Origin of the sequence: Shewanella indica, assembly GCF_033842865.1 — a bacterium.
In the GTDB taxonomy this organism is placed as follows: domain Bacteria; phylum Pseudomonadota; class Gammaproteobacteria; order Enterobacterales; family Shewanellaceae; genus Shewanella; species Shewanella indica.
Window position 1 is genome coordinate 4,440,984 of record NZ_JAWXXR010000001.1, and the last position, 18,227, is coordinate 4,459,210.

The window sequence follows — 18,227 nt, forward strand, 5'->3', positions numbered from 1 at the left end:
GGCGGGCAAGGGTTGCCCGCCTTTTACGACTGTTCAAGGCATAACTTTAGGGCTTTCAGGATTTGTTGGATCAGAACGGACTCAAAAAGCAGAAGATAGACACATTGGATCTGCGTTATCATCTGCTGCTTATGTTACTGCCGCTGCTACTGATAGCCTTATTATTTTGGGTCACCAGTCCAGCCGGAGAACTTCCCTGGCTGCAGTGGGTTGGGGTTTCTGTCATCTATTTCATGGCCTATAGTTTGGGCTACTTTGTCCACCAAGGGCGCCTGGGCCGGCTGTGGCGACACCTGGAACAGGTGCTGGGTATCAACGAAGCCACCTTCGAGTTGGTGCATCTTTCCAGCCAATACGAAACCGAACACGCCTTCCTCAATGCCCTACTGGGTAAAGCAGTCGCCATGATAGATGGCGCCGAAATGGGCTCTATCATACTGGTGAAACCCGGCAGTAATAAGCTGCACTTTGAATCGGCTGTTGGGCTGGATATGACCAAATTGCAACGGCTGAATATGACCCTGGAGCAGTCTTTCGCATACAGGTTGACCAATGGCCGCTGCGACCGGGTAGTTGTAGTCAACGATATGCGCAAACTCAACGCCCAGAGTGGTCTGAGCCCTGAAGCTCAAACATTATTGTTAAACGCAGCCGCCCCTCCCATTAGCGCGACGCTTTCAAGCCCACTCCATATAGATGGCAAACTCTATGCCATGCTCAATCTCGACAGTTCATTAGTTGCCAGCTTCAGCAGCTATGACAGGGATCTGGTGGCTATTTTGACCCATGAAGCCGCCAATGCCATCGCCCTGTACCAAAAGTCCCGTCAGATCCACCAATTGGCCAACTTTGACAGCCTGACGGGGCTCGCCAATCGCAAGTATTTTGAAGAGCAAACCCAGAAGTGGCAGCCCAAAAACAACATAGAAAGCATGCTGGTGCTGCTGGATATGGATAACCTGAAAAAAATCAATGATAGTCTGGGGCACGGTGCCGGTGACTTTGCACTCAAACGTTTGGCAACCGAGCTGAAACTCGCTTTTCCGACACCGGCACTGGTGAGCCGCTTTGGCGGCGATGAGTTTGTGCTGCTCTGCTACGGCAATGAAACTTGGCTCAGAGAACGCTTACGGCAAGTCGAGACCAAGCTGACCACCGATAAGGTTGCCGTGTATTTCAGCGCTGGCATCGCACCTTTCAATGGCGATGTGGAGCAGAGTCTCAGATTGGCAGACAACCAGATGTACCAATATAAAAAAGCCCGCAAGAGTGAGCTCAAATAAATAAAGAACCGGATCCCAATGACGGGGTTACAGAAGTCGGTAACAAGGAGAAGCTATGCATAAACATCTCACCATCATGACAATGTTGGTCGTGGGCACATCGACTTTGCTGCAACAGGCACAAGCGGCACAAAACCTCTCTTCCTTAATGGTGGAAATCCGGCAGCAGGATGGTATCCCTCATTATTACAATCTGGCCAGTGGCATGCCCCTCAATGGTGAGATCTCCATCATTCGCGATAACCAAGGTTATACCCAAGCGACTTTCTCTCAAGGATTGCCCAATGGCCGCTGGCAGGTATTTCACCCCAACAATGCCAAATTGATTGAGGGTCAGTATTTCCAGGGTTATCAGAATGGCAGCTGGCGCATGTATGACCTCAGCGGCCAGATGACCGAATTACAGGTGTTCAACAAGGGCGTGCCGGAAGGGGAATGGCAAACCTTCGACAGCAATGGCCGCCTCAATGAAAGCGTATTCTACCGCAGCGGCAACAAAGAGCTGGTCAAGCGCTTCTACGCCAGCGGTAAACTCAAGGCCAGTGAAACCTATACCGATAACCTGCGCCATGGCCAGTGGCAGAGCTTCTATGAAAACGGCACCCTGGCCCAAAGTCAGCAATATGCCAACAACCAACTCTTTGGCGAGTATCTGGAGCAAAACGCCCAGGGGGTAATCAAGGTCAAGGGCCAATTCGATGCCAATGGCCAACGTCAGGGCGTCTGGCAGAGCTTTTTTGATGATGGCAGCAAAGAGAGCGAAACCCGTTTCAGCGCCGGAGAACGGGACGGCGAAAGCCTGAAATATCACCCCGGCGGTGAACTGGCAATCAAATGTGCTTACCGCGCAGATAAACGCCAGGGCCCATGCCAAACCTTCGACGATAAAGGCGTGCTGCTGGGCAATGAACTCTTCAGTGACGGCGAAAAAGATGGCCACCAGGAGTACTTCAACAGTGAAGGCAAGCTGGTCATAGAGCAGCATTACAAAAATGGCCTGCAAACCGGTATACAGAAACGTTTTCATCCCAATGGCCAGTTGGCCGAGCTGGAAACCTTCCACGACAGCCAATTGAGCGACAACGGTCAATATCCCCGCCATGGCAAGTATGAACGTTTCGATATCGACGGCAAACCCCTGGAAAAGTCCCAGTTCACCATGGGCCTGCTGGATGGCTTATATCAACGTTTCAGCGCCGGCGTTTTGCAAGAGTCCAGCCAATGGCAACAGGGAAAACGTCACGGCGACTTTATCCGTTACTTTCCGAACGGGGAAAAACGCAGCCTGGTGCAATATCAGCATGATAAGCAAACCGGAAAGTCCATCCGCTACTTTGAAGATGGCACAGTGCAAGAACAGGGCGAAGTCATAGACGGTAAATGGGTCGGCAAGTATGAGAGCTTCTACGACAATGGCAAGCCCAGGGAGTTAGCCCACTATGCCAAACACAAGGCCGCCAAGGATTATCGTTATCCGCTTGATGGCGCCTTCAAGCGCTGGTACGCCAACGGCGATCCCAATGAGGAAGGCGCATATCTCAACGGCGACAAGGACGGGCTCTGGATTCAGTATCGCGAAGGGGTCAAGAGCCGGGAGCAGACCTTTGTCAAAGGCAAACTCAATGGCAAATATGCCGAGTATTACCATGGCCGCCGCCGGGTTACGGGGGAGTACCTGGACAATAAGAAGACAGGTAGCTGGATAGACTACCGCTACGAAGAGGACGATCCTACCTTCGGCACCATCCCCGAGGGCAATGTCAGGATCAAGAGCCAGTGGCAGCTCGGCAAGTTGCATGGCGCACGCGAGCACTACAGCTTCAAGGGCATCCTTTATCGCAAGGAAACCTATGCCAATGGCGACAAGAGCGGCAACTACAGCGAGTACTATGTCAACAATGGGCAGCAGAAACTGGCCGGCGAGTTGTTAAAAGGAGCCAAAAGCGGCCAGTGGCAAAGCTGGTTTGAAGATGGCATGCTCGCCGCCAGTCAGGAGTTCAAGGACGATGTACTGCACGGCAAGTCAGAGCAGTATTACAGCAACGGTCAGTTAAAGCAGCAAGCCAACTACAGGCAGGGCAAACTCGATGGCAAACTGAGCCAGTACTTCCAAAATGGTAAACCACAGAGCCATGAACAGTGGCTCAAGGGGCAGAAAGAGGGTGAAGCCAGTTACTTCCACAACAACGGCAAGCTGGCCGAGAAAGGCACCTTCCTCAGGGACAGAAGAGAGGGACTGTGGCAGACCTTCTGGACCAATGGTGAGAAGCGTACCGAAGGCAGCTATATCAGCAATCGCGAATCAGGTGACTGGAACTTCTATGACCAATTCGGCAAGCTGATAAAGACTGAACACCATGGTTAATCTCCCCCCCGGTTTCGCGACTAGAGTTGGGGATTGTGAATTTTGGCAGCATCTATTGGCGAGAAAATGGGTTCAATAGACAAGTCGCCAAGGCTAGAGTCGTAAGCCAGCCTGATAGCAGCGGCTAATATCAGGTTACCGAAATAAACAGCCCCTTCCCCAGCCGGCCTCATCCGTAACCATAAAAATGCCGCTTACAAAAGTAAACGGCATCACGCGACAGAGGGATCCTAGCGCCAATATCAAATAATCAAGGTTGTTGTTCCAACTGAGGTATTGGCACCGCCTTCATCAACACTTCGGTGGTGAACTTGTCATTGTTGATCACCGGATATCTATCATAAGTTTGGAAAATCACCCTTCCCTGATACTGGATCATGGCGACCACACCATAGTTGACATCGGACTCAAGGGTTTCAGTCGGTAAAATAAACTTGAACGGCACCGGCGCCCTGGCGATATCAAAGCTCTTTTGTGCCACGATTACCCCGGGGGTGTCCAAGTCTATGATGGCAATGGTGATACTGGAACCTTGAGGCAAGGCCACTCTTTCCAAGTAACCAGCGGCCCCGTTGACGATAACAGGAGCTTTGGGGTCAACAGTGACACAGCCGCCTAGAAACACTATCCCAGCAGCAATTACCAGTCCTTTCACATACTTAATCATCTTGCTTTCCCTTATTTGGCGGTCATTCTCATCAAGCCTTCCTGAGTGGCAGAAGCCACCAGCTCGCCCTGTTGATTGAAGAATTGCCCTCGCACATATCCCCGACCGCCACTGGCATTGGGACTCTCTATGGCATAAAGCAGCCATTCCCCCATGTTGACAGGTCGGTGGAACCAGAGTGAGTGATCTATAGTGGCCATCCGCATCCCCGGGGTCAAAAATGACACCCCATGAGGCTGAGCCGCTGTCACCAAAAAGTTGAAATCCGAAGCGTATGCCAATAGGTAGTCGTGCATTTCATGTTCGGGCGGCAAGGCACCATTTGCCCGCATCCATACATGTCGTACGGGCTCAGTGGCCGCCGGAGCTACAGGGTTAAGCGGATTGACCAGGCGCATTTCAATGGGGGCATCGGCCATAAACTTTTCCAGCATTCTGGAGGGCACCTTATCCCTCATGGTCATTGCCAACTCCTGCTGATTGAGTATCCCTTCTGGGCCGGGAACCTCTGGCATTTCTGCCTGATGGCTGAAGCCAACTTCCGGCTCCTGGAAGGAGCAAGTCATGTAGAAAATCGGCCGCCCTTTCTGAATCGCCTTCACCTGACGGGCGCTGAAACTACCACCGTCACGCATATTTTCAACTTCGTAGACTATCGGCAGCTTTTCATCGCCTGCACGTAAAAAATAGGAGTGCAGTGAGTGCACCTGGCGCTCTTGCGGCACAGTACGACGGGCGGCACTGAGGGCCTGACCCATGACCTGACCACCAAACACATGACCAAAACCCAGATCCTGACTCTGGCCCCGATAAAGTCCGATTTCTATCTGTTCAAGCGCGAGCAGTGACAAGAGATCATCTAAAACCTGGCTCATAAAACTCTACTAACTGGCTGACATATACCGCAAAGATTAACCCAGAACCGCCCTTCGTGACCAGATGACTTTACTCTATCTCTATATCATGCTCAGCGGCAGCTTGTCTGGCCCAGTTAACAATTTGCGCCTCACCGCTGTCGCTGAAACCCAGCGGCGTGGCCACACTCAACTCTGGCCAGGCTCTGGCCAAAAGCTCAGGAGTACAAGCATCGGCATTAAAGTAACCCGGCTCTGTCTGCGCTATTCTCACCCGGCTGATACTGCCTGCTGCAGCCAACAAATGTTGCCCATTGGGCGCCTGCTCACTGAGCAGAAACAACCCGGCTGCCAATGGTGCGCTCAAACCAAATAAAGGTTGTACCGGCAGTGCCAGATGTTGCTCCGTCATAGGGGTGGTAGCCAAAGGATAGAGACTGTTGACACGGATGTTATGATTGCCGCCTTCACGACTGAGACTATTGGTTAATCCAAACAAAGCCATCTTGGCGCTAGCCCAGGCACTTTCAAAAAGGTCTCCAAACAGTCCACTAACACCACCCAACAAAAGGATCCGGCCATACTCCTGGGCCTTCATTCGCGACCAGAGGCCGTGACAGAGAAAGAAGCTGCCATCTAGATCCACCTGCAACTGCCGTCGCCACTGCTGTGGTGTCAGTTTTTCAAATGAGCAAGGGGTATGGATCCCGGCACAGGCCACCAACAACTCTATGGTGCCAAAGTGGTCACAAGCTTCCTGCAGCACCAAAGCAACATCTTGCTCATTGGCAACATCACAGTGCCAGGCTTTGGCATCGGCCCCCAAAGCAGAAATCGCATTCAAGGTATCTTTACAGCTGTCTATGTCCAGCAGTGCCAGACTGGCGCCACGCTGAGCCAAACCTATGGCAAAGGCGCGCCCCAACCCCGAGGCGGCACCGCTGACAAGGGCTGTCCTGCCCCCAAACCCCATCATATTAACCTCTGCTTTAGTAATAAGCTCATGAAATACCGGGTATTCTTTAACAATAAGAACACATAATCCCCTAAGGTTATTTGATTATGGCTGCATTTTTTTAATCCGCACGGGTACAAATGTGCGCTGACTCAAACTCTGTTAAATGCATTTATCCGATTGTGCTAACTTTCAAGTGGAAAATTGGTATCCTTAGCATGTTTTCCCATCTTTAACTCTGAAGAATTAACAAGATGAATCCCTGGATTTTAGCCTCACGGCCGCGCACCTTGCCTGCGGCAATAGGACCCTTGCTGATAGGCAACATTCTGGCTCTGCAACTGGAGAGTTTTAGTTGGACCATTGCAGTGGCATCTATGGTCTGTGCCCTGTTACTGCAGATTGCCGTTAACCTGGCCAACGACTACTTTGATTTCAAAAATGGTATAGATACCGAAGAGCGACTTGGGCCGATAAGGGTCACCCAGAGCGGCTTACTCGACCCGCTGAAAGTGCGTAATGCAATGATTTTTTGCCTATTGCTGGCATTGGCGGTGGGGTCTTTCCTCATCTGGCACGGTGGCTGGCCGATTGCCATCCTGGCGGCGGCTTCCATTTTGGGCGCCCTGGGTTACAGCGGCGGCCCATACCCGCTGGCCTCACACGGCCTGGGTGAAGTGGCGGCCTTTATCTTCTTTGGCTTGGTAGCCGTTGTCGGCAGTTACTATCTGCAGGCCGGTGATACCAGCACTGCAGCCTGGATTTTGGGTAGCGCCGTGGGCCTGCTCAATGCCGCCATCTGCCTAGTTAACAACACCCGCGATATCTATACTGACGAGAAAGCCGGCAAGCGCACTTTGGCGGTACGTATAGGTGAAGCCCAATCCAAGGTGCTGTACCAGGCGTTGGTATACTTACCCTTCGGCCTGATTATCGCTGGTTTCCTATTGGGCTTGCTACCTGGGCTACCTGTGCTGCTGACAGGCCTCGCGCTGCTGATGGCCCGCAAGCTGTCCAGTGATTTTATCCAGGAGTCAGGCGCAGCATTAAACCCTTTACTGGGGCGCACCGCCAAACTGACTATGATATTCAGCGCCCTGTTCAGCTTAGGCTTGGTGTTTACCCTTTAGCACTGGGATAGCTATAAACAAAGGGATAGAAATAGCAAAGGCTTCCACTGCCAAGCAGTTGGAAGCCTTTTTGTTGGCCGGTGATAGTATTCTGCCCGACCCGGTTTCCCTCAATCCAGCTTAATCAGCGGCCGCTTGGGGTCACTCCAATCCAGGTGATAACGCTCGTTGGCAGCTTGGTCTATGCGCTCAAAACTATGTGCTCCGAAAAAGTCCCGTTGCCCCTGTAACAGGTTGGCCGGCAAGGTCTCGGTGCGATAACTGTCGTAGTAGGAAAGCGCCGATGAGATGCAGGGCACTGGCACACCCGCAAGTACCGCCTTGGCAACCGTTTGCCGCCATGCCTGCTGGTGCGCCGAAAGCGTTGAAGCAAAGCCATCGGCCAACAGCAAATTGGCCAATTCCGGCTCCTTGTCGTAGGCTGCGGCTATGGATTGCAGGAATCTGGCGCGAATAATACAGCCGGCGCGCCAGATCCTGGCAATGGCGGCAAAATCCAGCTGCCATCCCTGCTCCTGAGCCTGCATCGCCATCAACTGGAACCCTTGGGCATAACAGCTCACCTTGGCGCAATAGAGTGCACTCTCCAAGCCATCAATAAAACTTTGTTGCTCGTCCGGGGCCGCCGATTGAGTGTCTCGCGCTTCGGGACCGGCCAGCTTGGTAGCCAAACTCTGGCGCAGAACTTTTTGAGTACTGATGGCGCGGGCATAAACCGCTTCGGCGATAGTGGGCGCCGGGCAACCTATCTGCAAGCTGCTAACTGCCGTCCACAGGCCTGTGCCCTTCTGCCCTGCCTTATCTAGGATCATCTCAACCAGAGGCTTACCGCTCAATGGGTCCTGTTGCCGCAAGACCTCGGCGCTGATTTCCATCAGATAACTGGAAAGCACACCTTTATTCCAGCGCTCGAATACCTCGGCAATGGCGTAGGCATCAAGACCCAGCACTTGGCTTAGCAGATGATAAGCCTCGCAAATCAACTGCATATCGGCATATTCAATACCGTTGTGCACCATCTTCACATAGTGACCGCTACCGGCCGGGCCTATGTAAGCCGTGCAGGGCTCCCCTTGGGTAACCGGGTTGCCGGGCTCGAATCGCTCCAACGGTAATCCGGTGTCACCATCCACCTTGGCAGCTATCGCCCGCCAAATAGGAGCAACCCGCCCCCAGGCTTTGATATCGCCGCTGGGCATCAGCGAGGGCCCGAATCTGGCCCCCACCTCACCGCCGGATACGGCGGAGCTGAAGAAGATAAACTGATCGCGATAGCGCAGCTCCCGCGCTATGGTGTCTGTCCACAGGCTATTGCCCGTATCTATGACTATATCCTCGCGCTCAATTCCGGCATCGAGCAGGGATTGGCATACGGCATCGACTGCCGCACCGGCCGGAATGGACAGCAGCAGAATGCGCGGCGTTGCTAAACTCCCCATCAAATCAGTAAGATTATTACAGCCAAACAGCAATTGTTCCCTCTCGGTCACTTCCATCTTGGCCTGGTTTTCGGCAGCAATCACTTTGCGACTGTCCAGATCGAACGCCGCGACCCGATAGCCGTTATCTATGATATTGAGAGCGAGATTCTTGCCCATCACACCCAGGCCTATGACCCCGATGTCAGAAAGATGCTTGTGGGTTTGCATTGTTATTAATTCCACGGGTAGCAGAGGAGCCGGTCGTTTTGTGAGCCAACAACCGGCCTTGAGTGGATTAATTATACTGATTAACGAAAGTTAATTACCAGCCGCCCTTGACGATAACCTTGTTTGAAAAACACGATTAACAGACAAACATCCGGGTTCAATTAGCCAGTTTCAGTCCCAAAACACCAATAAAAATCAACAGCAAACTGCCGATTTTCATCAGACTGGCACTCTCGCCGAATAGCCAGATCCCCACCAATGCCGTGCCCATAGCGCCAATGCCTACCCAAACACCGTAAGCCGTGCCTATAGGCAATGACTTGGTCGCCAGCCCAAGCAAACCGACACTGATAGCCATAGCGCCCAAGGTCAACAGACTCGGAATTAACTTGGTAAAACCCTGGGTATATTTAAGGCCTATGGCCCAACCTATTTCAAACAAACCTGCGAGGATTAAGAGTAACCAGTTCATGAACCCGTCCCTTTTTAAGAGGGGTCGTCCCCGATAGTGGAAAAGGCGCTTACAGGGTCGTCCCTGCGGCCAGAGTGATAAGGCTACATAGTGAGCTTAAGTTGCAAGCCTGAATGTAAAACTTGGATGCTACTACTTTGTATGTAACTACTTGTTGTTGCCCCGAACGGAGCAGCGGCATCTTAGCAAAGGCCGACTAAAAGGGCAAAGTGTAAGAGGCGCGCCTTTGCAACATGAAAAACAGTTAAAAAAACGCCTGCCGACGGCAGGCGCAAAAGGAGAAAGTCAGCCTCAGGCGTGCTCTTTCACCAGAGAATCAGCATAGCCCATACGGGTCAGTGCGGTGCGCACCAGATCCAGAGTAGCGGGATCTTCTATGGTCGCCGGCGCCTTGAACTCCTGATTGTCGGCAATTTTACGCATGGTGCCGCGCAGTATCTTGCCGGAGCGGGTCTTGGGCAACTTGGGTACAGCGCTCACCAAACGGAACGCCGCCACCGGGCCTATTTCCTGGCGCACCAGGGCCACCAGCTCCTTGTGTAGCTGTTCTTCACTCAGGGTATTGCCCATCTTGAGCACCACCAACCCCAGCGGCACCTGGCCCTTTAGCTTATCTTCGACACCGATAACCGCCGCTTCAGCCACCGCCGGGTGCTGACAAAGCACCTCTTCAAAGCGCCCGGTCGATAATCTATGACCGGCCACATTAATGATGTCATCGATGCGACTCATGATGTAGAGATAGCCCTCTTCATCCATATAGCCGGCATCTCCGGTGAGATAATAGCCGGGATACATGGCCAGATAGCTGTCATGGTAGCGCTTATCATTTTGCCACAGCGTGGTCAGGGTTCCAGGCGGCAGAGGCAGCTTGATAACCACATTGCCCGACTGCCCGGGAGCCACCTGCTCCCCCATTTCGTCCAGTACTTCCACCTGATAACCGGGCACGGCTCTTGCCGGTGACCCGGCTTTGACCTGAATAGGGGCAACCCCCATCAAGTTGGCAGCAATGGCCCATCCGGTTTCGGTTTGCCACCAGTGATCTATTACTGGCTTGGCCAGCTTCTCAGCCGCCCACTTCAGGGTATCCGGGTCACAACGCTCGCCGGCCAGAAACACGTTTTTCAGGCAAGAGAGGTCACTTTGAGCCACATAGCTTGCCTCCGGGTCCTCACGTTTGATAGCGCGAATCGCAGTCGGTGCGGTAAAGAAACTCTTGACCTTGTACTTGGCTATGGTGCGCCAAAAAGTACCGGGATCCGGGGTGCCCACAGGTTTGCCTTCAAACAGCAAGGTGGTGGCACCTACCAGTAGCGGTGCATAGACAATATAGGAGTGACCCACTACCCAACCCACATCCGAGGCTGCCCAGAAGACATCACCAGGTTCTATGTCATAGATGGCCTTCATCGACCAGGCCAGCGCTACCGCATGACCACCATTATCACGCACAACCCCCTTTGGCTGCCCTGTGGTGCCTGAGGTGTAGAGAATGTACAAGGGATGAGTGGCTTCGACCGCCACACAATCGGCAGGAGTCGCCTGACAGATAGCACTCTGCCAGTCATGATCCCGCCCTGGCTGCAACTCGGCCTGATACTGACTGCGACCGAGAATAAGGCAGTTTTCCACCTTGTGCTCGGACAGTTCCAGCGCCTTGTCCAGCAGGGGCTTATAAGGCACAACACCTGAAGGTTCTATGCCGCAAGAGGCAGACAATACCAATCTGGGTTTGGCATCGTTGATCCGGGTTGCCAGTTCATTGGCGGCAAAGCCGCCAAACACCACTGAATGTATGGCGCCTATGCGGGCACAGGCCAGCATGGCAAACACGGTTTCCGGCACCATGGGCATATAGATAACAACTCTGTCGCCCTTATTGATGCCGACAGATTGCATCCAGCCCGCCAGGCGACTCACCTGCTGCTGTAATTCGTTATAGCTGATGCCGTACTCGGTATCGGTTACCGGACTGACATATTGAATGGCGGTCTGTTCGCCGCGCCCGGCGGCCACATGTCTATCCACCGCGTTGTAGCAGGTGTTGAGCATGCCACCGCGAAACCAGTGGTAAAATGGCGCTTCACTCTCATCCAGCACCTGCTCCCAGGGCTGTTGCCAATCTATGGCGCGGGCATACTCACCCCAAAACTGTGTCTTGTCCTCGAGTGACGCCTTATGCATGGCTAAACCCGGATCTATCATTATCTTTCCTCCCAAAGGACGCCGTTCTGCGACGGCACTGCGTTCCCTTCCTTCCTGTGACAATTAAAGTCCTTTTTGGTCCAGTCCCCAATTAGACGTTAGCCTAAAACCCTGTTCGAACTGCGCCTTTTGGCTTCCGAGTATTTTGCTGTCCATCCGAAGCGGACATCAAAACGATTGGAATGCAAATATGCATAGTGAAGGGTGCCATGTACCGTTACCCAGATTGGAAGACAAATAAACAGGTTACTGAAGCAAGTGTTTCAATACGGGTAAAGGCCGATGGCAGCGGCGGTGGACACCAAGCTGCTCGCAAAATGGCACAACAAACTTTACCTTTACGTAAACTTCATATATCTTGCCAAACAGGTTCAATTTTATGGTGTTATCGATGAGCGCAAACCACAATCCACAAACCACTTACTCCATCAGTGATCTGTCAAAGGAATTTGATATCACCACCCGCAGCATCCGCTTCTATGAAGATCAGGGGCTGCTCAAACCCAGGCGTCGTGGCCAGACCCGTATCTACAGTCTCAAGGACAGAGTCAGACTGAAACTTATTCTGCGCGGCAAGCGTCTGGGCTTTTCCCTGGCGGAAACCCGCCGACTGTTTGAACTCTACGATGCCGACAAGAGCAGCCATGCACAGCTCAATACCATGTTGGCCCTGATTGAGGAAAAAAAGACCTCACTGCAACAGCAGATGGACGATATCAAGGTGGTGTTGATGGAACTCAATTCTGCCGAACTTCAGTGCCGTCAGGCGCTGGATGACATGGAGCAGGAAAAAGCCTGAGCCATTGACCAAACACCATAATAATAAAATAAAAATATTAACTTACAGGACATCAAGCCAATGAACTCTCTCTACTCAAGCCTCAACTTTGGACTCGGTGAAGAAATCGATATGCTGCGGGATGCAGTCAACGGTTTCGCCGCCAATGAAATCGCCCCCATTGCCGCCAAGGTGGATCAGGACAACGCCTTCCCCAATGAGCTTTGGCCTCAGTTCGGCGACATGGGGCTGCTTGGGATCACAGTCCCCGAAGAGTTCGGCGGTGCCAACATGGGTTATCTGGCGCACGTCGTCGCCATGGAAGAGATCTCCCGCGCGTCGGCGTCCATAGGTTTGTCCTACGGCGCCCACTCCAACCTGTGCGTCAACCAGATAAACCGCAACGGCAATCAGGCCCAGAAAGAAAAATATCTGCCCAAGCTGGTCAGCGGCGAACATATAGGCGCACTGGCGATGAGTGAACCCAACGCAGGTTCGGACGTGGTTTCCATGAAGCTGCATGCCCGCAAGGAAGGCGACCGTTACATTCTCAACGGCAACAAGATGTGGATCACCAATGGCCCGGATGCCCACACCTATGTGATTTATGCCAAAACCGACTTGGACAAGGGCCCGCACGGGATCACTGCCTTTATCGTCGAGCGCGGCTTCAAAGGCTTCTCCCAGGCACAGAAGCTCGACAAGCTGGGAATGCGCGGCTCCAACACCTGTGAACTGGTATTCGAAGACTGCGAAGTCCCGGAAGAGAATATTCTCGGCGGCCTCAACCAGGGTGTGAAGGTATTGATGAGCGGCCTCGACTACGAGCGGGTGGTGCTCAGCGGCGGCCCTCTTGGGATAATGACCGCCTGCATGGACATAGTGATGCCCTATATGCACGAGCGGGTGCAGTTCGGCAAATCCATCGGCGAATTCCAACTGGTGCAGGGCAAACTGGCCGACATGTACACAGGCATGAATGCCGCCAAGTCCTATATCTATAACGTCGCCAAGTCCTGCGATCGCGGCGAAACCACACGTAAAGATGCCGCCGGAGCCATTCTCTACAGCGCCGAGCTCGCCACCAAGATGGCACTGGACGCCATTCAGCTGCTGGGCGGCAACGGCTATATCAATGAATACGCTACAGGTCGCCTACTACGCGATGCCAAGCTCTATGAAATCGGCGCCGGTACTTCGGAAATCCGCCGCATGCTCATCGGCCGAGAGCTGTTCAACGAAACCAAGTAATGGCGAATGCCGGGGCCGTTCAAGCGGCCCTTCACGCTCCCCCATTCAGTCGAAAAGGATGACAAGCCGTGCCTCAAATCAGCAGTAGAATCAACGCCCGCAGCGATGAATTCAGGGAAAAACAAGCCGCCATGTCCCACCTGGTGGCCGATGTCCAACAAAAACTCAACAAGATAGTCGAAGGCGGTGGCCCTGTGGCCATGGAGCGCCATCTGTCCCGCGGTAAACTGGCGCCGCGTACCCGGGTAGAGAAACTTCTGGATCCCGGCTCGCCATTTCTGGAACTGAGCCAGTTTGCCGCCTTCGAAGTCTATGACGAGGAAGTGCCCGCCGCCGGCATCATAGCCGGGATCGGCCGGGTCAGCGGAGTCGAGTGCATGATTATCGCCAACGACGCCACGGTCAAAGGTGGCACTTACTACCCGCTAACGGTGAAAAAACACCTGCGCGCTCAGGAGATAGCCGAACGCTGTCACCTGCCTTGCATCTATCTGGTGGACTCGGGCGGTGCCAACCTGCCGCGCCAGGATGAAGTGTTTCCGGACAGGGATCACTTCGGCCGCATCTTCTTCAATCAGGCCCGCATGTCCTCCAAAGGGATCCCGCAAATCGCCGTGGTCATGGGCCTGTGTACCGCAGGTGGCGCCTATGTGCCGGCGATGGCCGATGAGTCGATTATTGTCCGTGAACAGGGCACCATCTTTTTGGCCGGCCCGCCGCTGGTGAAAGCCGCCACAGGTGAAGAGGTCAGTGCCGAAGAGCTCGGCGGCGCCGAGGTACACACCAAGATAAGCGGTGTGGCCGATCATCTGGCGCAAAACGACGACCACGCGCTGGAGCTGGCCCGCAATGCCGTCTCCCGCCTCAATCACCAAAAGCAGATTGCCCAGACACTGAGCCAGGTAAAGCCGCCCAAGTACGATATTCATGAGCTCTACGGCATAGTCGGCACCGACTTGAAAAAGCCCTTCGATGTCAAAGAAGTGATTGCCCGCATCGTCGATGACTCAGACTTCGACGAGTTCAAGGCCGGTTATGGTGCCACTCTGGTATGCGGTTTTGCCCGTATTCATGGCTACCCGGTTGGCATAGTGGCCAACAACGGCATTCTGTTTTCCGAATCGGCGCAAAAAGGCGCTCACTTCATCGAGCTTTGCTGCCAGCGCAAGATCCCGCTGCTGTTTTTGCAAAACATTACCGGCTTTATGGTCGGCAAAAAATATGAGCATGAAGGCATAGCCAAACACGGTGCCAAGATGGTGACTGCAGTATCCTGCGCCACTGTGCCCAAGTTTACCGTGATCATCGGCGGCTCCTACGGCGCCGGTAACTACGGCATGTGCGGCCGCGCCTTTGAACCCACCATGATGTGGATGTGGCCCAACGCCCGCATCTCAGTCATGGGGGGTGAACAGGCCGCCGGAGTGCTGGCCACAGTGCGTAAAGACGGCCTGGCCCGCAAGGGGCAGACCATGAGCGCCGAGGAAGAAGCCGCCTTCAAGGCTCCGGTAATAGCCCAGTACGATAAAGAGGGGCATCCCTACCATGCCAGCGCCCGTTTGTGGGACGATGGCATTATCGACCCGGCCCAGACCCGTGATGTGGTTGGCCTGGCATTGTCGGCGGCGCTGAATGCGCCCATAGAGGACACACGTTTCGGCGTGTTCCGCATGTAATGGAGGCCGGTATGGATTATCAATATCTGACCTTAACCACCGACTCCCGCGGCGTTTCATCCCTGGTGATGAATCGCCCGCAGCTGGCCAACGCCTTCGATGAAGTGATGATTGCCGAGCTCATTGATGCGCTGGAGTCCCTGGCCCGGGATCCCGCCTGCCGGGTGCTGCTGCTGAAAGCCAACGGCAAACATTTCAGCGCCGGCGCCGACCTGAACTGGATGCGCAAACAGGCGGCGATGGACTTTGACGACAACCTCAAAGACGCCGCCGAGTTGGCCCGGTTGATGGCAACCCTGGATCAATTCCCCAAGCCGTCATTGGCCCTGGTACAGGGCGCGGCCTTTGGCGGAGCGCTGGGGCTGGTGTGTTGCTGTGATATCGCCATAGCAACACCCAAGGCCAGCTTTTGCCTGTCAGAGGTGAAGCTTGGCCTGATCCCGGCGGTTATCAGCCCCTATGTGCGCCGCGCCATGGGCGAGCGTCAGGCGAGACGCTATATGTTGACCGCAGAGCGTTTCGATGCCGAAGCCGCCAAAACTTTGCAACTGGTGCATCAGGTAGCAGACGATCTCGAGGTCGCCGCCGCGCCCCTTATCGAGTCGCTGCTGGGCAACAGTCCGCAGGCGCTCAACTGGTGCAAACAGCTGATAAGCGATATCCGCCACGGACTGATAGATGAACAGACGCTGGCACTCACCGGCGAGGCCATCGCCCGGATCCGGGTGTCTGCTGAAGGCCAGGAAGGGCTGAACGCCTTTTTCGAAAAACGCCCGCCGAGCTGGCAAGGCTCAAGTGACAATTCGGGCAACAACTCCAGTTGCAATCCAGGCAATAGCTCAAACCCGCCACAGCGCCGTGACTAAGGAAGGATGTAAGATGTTCAACAAGATTCTGATTGCCAACCGCGGCGAAATTGCCTGTCGCATCATACGTACCGCCAGGTCATTGGGAGTGCGCACTGTCGCACTGTTCTCGGATGCCGATCGCCATGCCGCCCACGTGGCTATGGCCGATGAAGCCTTTTATCTGGGGGGCTCGGCGCCGGCCGACTCCTACCTCAAGGGCGATGCCATCATCGATATCGCCAAGGCCTGTGGCGCCGAGGCGATCCACCCGGGTTATGGTTTTCTGTCGGAAAACGCCGGTTTTGCCGCTGCCTGTGAACGGGCCAATATCGCCTTTATCGGCCCCAAGGCCGACTCCATAGAAGCCATGGGCAGCAAGAGCGCCGCCAAACTCATCATGGGCCGCGCCGGAGTGCCGCTGGTGCCCGGCTATCACGGTGATGACCAGAGCGATGAAGTGCTGCTCAGTGAAGCCGAAAAAATCGGTTTCCCGCTGCTGATCAAGGCCGCCTTCGGTGGCGGCGGCAAGGGAATGCGGATTGTCCGCAGCCTGACGGAAGTCAAGTCGGCCATCGACTCGGCCCGCCGTGAAGCCGCCTCCAGTTTTGGCAATGACAAGCTGTTGATGGAGCGTTACCTGGAGCAGCCGCGCCATGTGGAAGTACAGGTATTTGCCGACACCCAGGGCAATGCCATTTATCTGTCAGACAGGGACTGCTCGATTCAGCGCCGCCACCAAAAAGTGGTGGAGGAAGCGCCGGCCCCCGGCCTCAGCGACGCCCTGCGCCGCCGCATGGGTGAAGCCGCCGTGGCTGCCGCCCGCGCCATCGACTATGTGGGTGCAGGCACGGTCGAGTTTCTGCTGGACACCCATGCCACAGAAGAAGACGGCAGCTTCTTCTTTATGGAGATGAATACCCGTTTGCAGGTAGAGCATCCGGTTACCGAACTGGTGACAGGGACAGATCTGGTGCACTGGCAACTGCTGGTCGCCGCCGGAGAGCCTCTGCCCCTGACTCAGGAGCAAGTTGCCATTAAGGGCCATGCCTTTGAAGTGCGAATTTATGCCGAAGATCCGGATAACGACTTCCTGCCCGCCAGCGGCAAGCTCAACTTCCTGCGCGAGCCCAAGTCATCGCGCCATGTACGTATCGACTCAGGGGTTCGTGAAGGCGATGAAATCTCCAACTTCTACGACCCCATGATAGCCAAACTGATTGTCTGGGATGAATCACGCCCAAGAGCGCTGCAGCGCCTGCAAAGGGCTTTGGATGACTTCCAGCTCACCGGCCTGAAACACAATATCGGTTTCCTGGGAAAAATCGCCGCTCACCCGGCCTTTGCCAGCGCCGACTTCAGCACAGATTTTATTGAGCGCTATCAAGCACAGCTGCTGCCTCAAGCGAAAGACAGCACTCTGCCCTTGCCGCTGCTGGCCAAAGCCGCACTGTATGAAATGCTGTGGCGCAAACGCGACTCCCGGGCCAAACAGACAAACAGTCAGGACCCCTCCTCGCCTTGGGGCAGCGCCAATGGCTTTAGGCTCAACAGCGCCAAGCGCCACGATATCGCCCTGATGGACGATGAACACCATATTCATCACCTGCAGCTGACTGAGCTGGCCAAGGCCGATAGCTGGCAACTGACACTGGATGGCCAAACCCTGGTTATCGAAGGCGAGCTGAGCACAGATGAAGCCGGTGGTGACACGCTTCGCTGTGTGGTTGATGGGCATATCAGCAACCAGCGAATCAGCCGCCAGGGCATGGACTTTACCCTGCTTGGCCGCTCCGGCGAGCTTAGCGCCTGTCATTTCCGCGCCATTCAGAATGAACTGGAAGAGGAGCAGGCCAACCACGCCGATCTGCTCAAGGCGCCGATGAACGGCACCATAGTCACCCACCTGGTGGCTGTAGGCGACAGCGTTAAGGCCGGCCAAGGGCTGATGGTGATGGAAGCGATGAAGATGGAATACACCATAGCCGCGCCTTTCGATGGCACTGTGAGTGAGTTTTTCTTCCAGCCCGGCGAACTGGTCAGCGATGGCGCCCAGTTGCTGGAGCTCAGCGAACAACTCAAGGAGGCTTAAAA

The 18,227-nt window shown here is 54.5% G+C and carries 14 protein-coding genes; 8 read left to right on the forward strand and 6 right to left on the reverse strand.

Annotation, left to right across the window (positions count from 1 at the left end):
* The first annotated feature begins 62 nt into the window (after nt 1–62).
* Both SIL79_RS19895 and SIL79_RS19900 read left to right on the forward strand, forming a co-directional pair.
* Nucleotides 63–1,283 carry a sensor domain-containing diguanylate cyclase gene (locus tag SIL79_RS19895; RefSeq protein ID WP_162206764.1) on the forward strand — a complete coding sequence of 407 codons (1,221 nt, stop codon included), beginning with the start codon at nt 63–65 and terminating at the stop codon, nt 1,281–1,283.
* Between the two features lie 55 nt (nt 1,284–1,338).
* Complete coding sequence (locus tag SIL79_RS19900) at nt 1,339–3,648, forward strand: toxin-antitoxin system YwqK family antitoxin (RefSeq protein WP_162206763.1); 2,310 nt, start codon at nt 1,339–1,341, stop codon at nt 3,646–3,648.
* 250 nt (nt 3,649–3,898) lie between these two features.
* On the opposite strand, the gene SIL79_RS19905 is transcribed toward SIL79_RS19900, so the two are convergent.
* The 3 genes from SIL79_RS19905 to SIL79_RS19915 all read right to left on the reverse strand — a co-directional run bounded on the left by SIL79_RS19905 (nt 3,899) and on the right by SIL79_RS19915 (nt 6,145).
* Nucleotides 3,899–4,315 (reverse strand): YbaY family lipoprotein, encoded by a 417-nt coding sequence (locus tag SIL79_RS19905; protein ID WP_071476282.1) that lies wholly within the window; start codon nt 4,313–4,315, stop codon nt 3,899–3,901.
* A gap of 11 nt (nt 4,316–4,326) precedes the next feature.
* Nucleotides 4,327–5,190 carry an acyl-CoA thioesterase II gene (gene tesB, locus SIL79_RS19910; protein ID WP_039033748.1) on the reverse strand — a complete coding sequence of 288 codons (864 nt, stop codon included), beginning with the start codon at nt 5,188–5,190 and terminating at the stop codon, nt 4,327–4,329.
* Between the two features lie 70 nt (nt 5,191–5,260).
* A complete protein-coding gene (locus tag SIL79_RS19915; RefSeq protein WP_052248016.1) occupies nt 5,261–6,145 on the reverse strand; it encodes an SDR family NAD(P)-dependent oxidoreductase in 885 nt (294 codons plus the stop codon).
* Nucleotides 6,146–6,378: 233 nt separating this feature from the next.
* Here SIL79_RS19915 and SIL79_RS19920 point away from each other — a divergent pair, with 233 nt between their 5' ends.
* Nucleotides 6,379–7,254 carry a 1,4-dihydroxy-2-naphthoate polyprenyltransferase gene (locus tag SIL79_RS19920; RefSeq protein WP_039033747.1) on the forward strand — a complete coding sequence of 292 codons (876 nt, stop codon included), beginning with the start codon at nt 6,379–6,381 and terminating at the stop codon, nt 7,252–7,254.
* A 110-nt stretch (nt 7,255–7,364) separates the two neighbouring features.
* Here SIL79_RS19920 and gndA read toward each other — a convergent pair whose 3' ends face one another.
* The 3 genes from gndA to SIL79_RS19935 form a co-directional block, all read right to left on the reverse strand.
* Nucleotides 7,365–8,903: an NADP-dependent phosphogluconate dehydrogenase gene (gene gndA / locus SIL79_RS19925; protein WP_162206762.1), complete on the reverse strand. Its 1,539-nt coding sequence runs from the start codon at nt 8,901–8,903 to the stop codon at nt 7,365–7,367.
* A gap of 157 nt (nt 8,904–9,060) precedes the next feature.
* A complete protein-coding gene (gene sugE / locus SIL79_RS19930) occupies nt 9,061–9,375 on the reverse strand; it encodes a quaternary ammonium compound efflux SMR transporter SugE (protein WP_039033745.1) in 315 nt (104 codons plus the stop codon).
* A gap of 291 nt (nt 9,376–9,666) precedes the next feature.
* On the reverse strand, nt 9,667–11,583 hold the full coding sequence (locus tag SIL79_RS19935; protein WP_162206761.1) for a propionyl-CoA synthetase: 1,917 nt from the start codon (nt 11,581–11,583) through the stop codon (nt 9,667–9,669).
* Between the two features lie 391 nt (nt 11,584–11,974).
* Here SIL79_RS19935 and SIL79_RS19940 point away from each other — a divergent pair, with 391 nt between their 5' ends.
* The 5 genes from SIL79_RS19940 to SIL79_RS19960 all read left to right on the forward strand — a co-directional run bounded on the left by SIL79_RS19940 (nt 11,975) and on the right by SIL79_RS19960 (nt 18,225).
* Nucleotides 11,975–12,382: a MerR family transcriptional regulator gene (locus SIL79_RS19940; RefSeq protein WP_025009395.1), complete on the forward strand. Its 408-nt coding sequence runs from the start codon at nt 11,975–11,977 to the stop codon at nt 12,380–12,382.
* A gap of 60 nt (nt 12,383–12,442) precedes the next feature.
* Nucleotides 12,443–13,612: an isovaleryl-CoA dehydrogenase gene (locus tag SIL79_RS19945; protein WP_025889846.1), complete on the forward strand. Its 1,170-nt coding sequence runs from the start codon at nt 12,443–12,445 to the stop codon at nt 13,610–13,612.
* Nucleotides 13,613–13,680: 68 nt separating this feature from the next.
* Entirely contained in the window at nt 13,681–15,288 is a 1,608-nt protein-coding gene (locus tag SIL79_RS19950) for a carboxyl transferase domain-containing protein (protein ID WP_025009397.1), read from the forward strand.
* 11 nt (nt 15,289–15,299) lie between these two features.
* A complete protein-coding gene (locus SIL79_RS19955) occupies nt 15,300–16,154 on the forward strand; it encodes an enoyl-CoA hydratase-related protein (protein ID WP_233962749.1) in 855 nt (284 codons plus the stop codon).
* A 13-nt stretch (nt 16,155–16,167) separates the two neighbouring features.
* The gene (locus SIL79_RS19960) at nt 16,168–18,225 is read left to right on the forward strand and encodes an acetyl/propionyl/methylcrotonyl-CoA carboxylase subunit alpha (protein ID WP_162206759.1); all 2,058 of its coding nucleotides are present in this window, start codon (nt 16,168–16,170) and stop codon (nt 18,223–18,225) included.
* The last annotated feature ends 2 nt before the right edge of the window (nt 18,226–18,227 follow it).

Excerpts from the sequence above, each read along its gene's own strand:
- tesB (WP_039033748.1), bottom strand. The coding sequence starts at position 5,190 with ATGAGCCAGGTTTTAGATGATCTCTTGTCACTGCTCGCGCTTGAACAG.
- gndA (WP_162206762.1), bottom strand. The coding sequence starts at position 8,903 with ATGCAAACCCACAAGCATCTTTCTGACATCGGGGTCATAGGCCTGGGT.
- sugE (WP_039033745.1), bottom strand. The coding sequence starts at position 9,375 with ATGAACTGGTTACTCTTAATCCTCGCAGGTTTGTTTGAAATAGGTTGG.
- SIL79_RS19915 (WP_052248016.1), bottom strand. The coding sequence starts at position 6,145 with ATGATGGGGTTTGGGGGCAGGACAGCCCTTGTCAGCGGTGCCGCCTCG.
- SIL79_RS19955 (WP_233962749.1), top strand. The coding sequence starts at position 15,300 with ATGGATTATCAATATCTGACCTTAACCACCGACTCCCGCGGCGTTTCA.
- SIL79_RS19940 (WP_025009395.1), top strand. The coding sequence starts at position 11,975 with ATGAGCGCAAACCACAATCCACAAACCACTTACTCCATCAGTGATCTG.
- SIL79_RS19905 (WP_071476282.1), bottom strand. The coding sequence starts at position 4,315 with ATGATTAAGTATGTGAAAGGACTGGTAATTGCTGCTGGGATAGTGTTT.
- SIL79_RS19945 (WP_025889846.1), top strand. The coding sequence starts at position 12,443 with ATGAACTCTCTCTACTCAAGCCTCAACTTTGGACTCGGTGAAGAAATC.
- SIL79_RS19920 (WP_039033747.1), top strand. The coding sequence starts at position 6,379 with ATGAATCCCTGGATTTTAGCCTCACGGCCGCGCACCTTGCCTGCGGCA.
- SIL79_RS19960 (WP_162206759.1), top strand. The coding sequence starts at position 16,168 with ATGTTCAACAAGATTCTGATTGCCAACCGCGGCGAAATTGCCTGTCGC.
- SIL79_RS19935 (WP_162206761.1), bottom strand. The coding sequence starts at position 11,583 with ATGATAGATCCGGGTTTAGCCATGCATAAGGCGTCACTCGAGGACAAG.
- SIL79_RS19900 (WP_162206763.1), top strand. The coding sequence starts at position 1,339 with ATGCATAAACATCTCACCATCATGACAATGTTGGTCGTGGGCACATCG.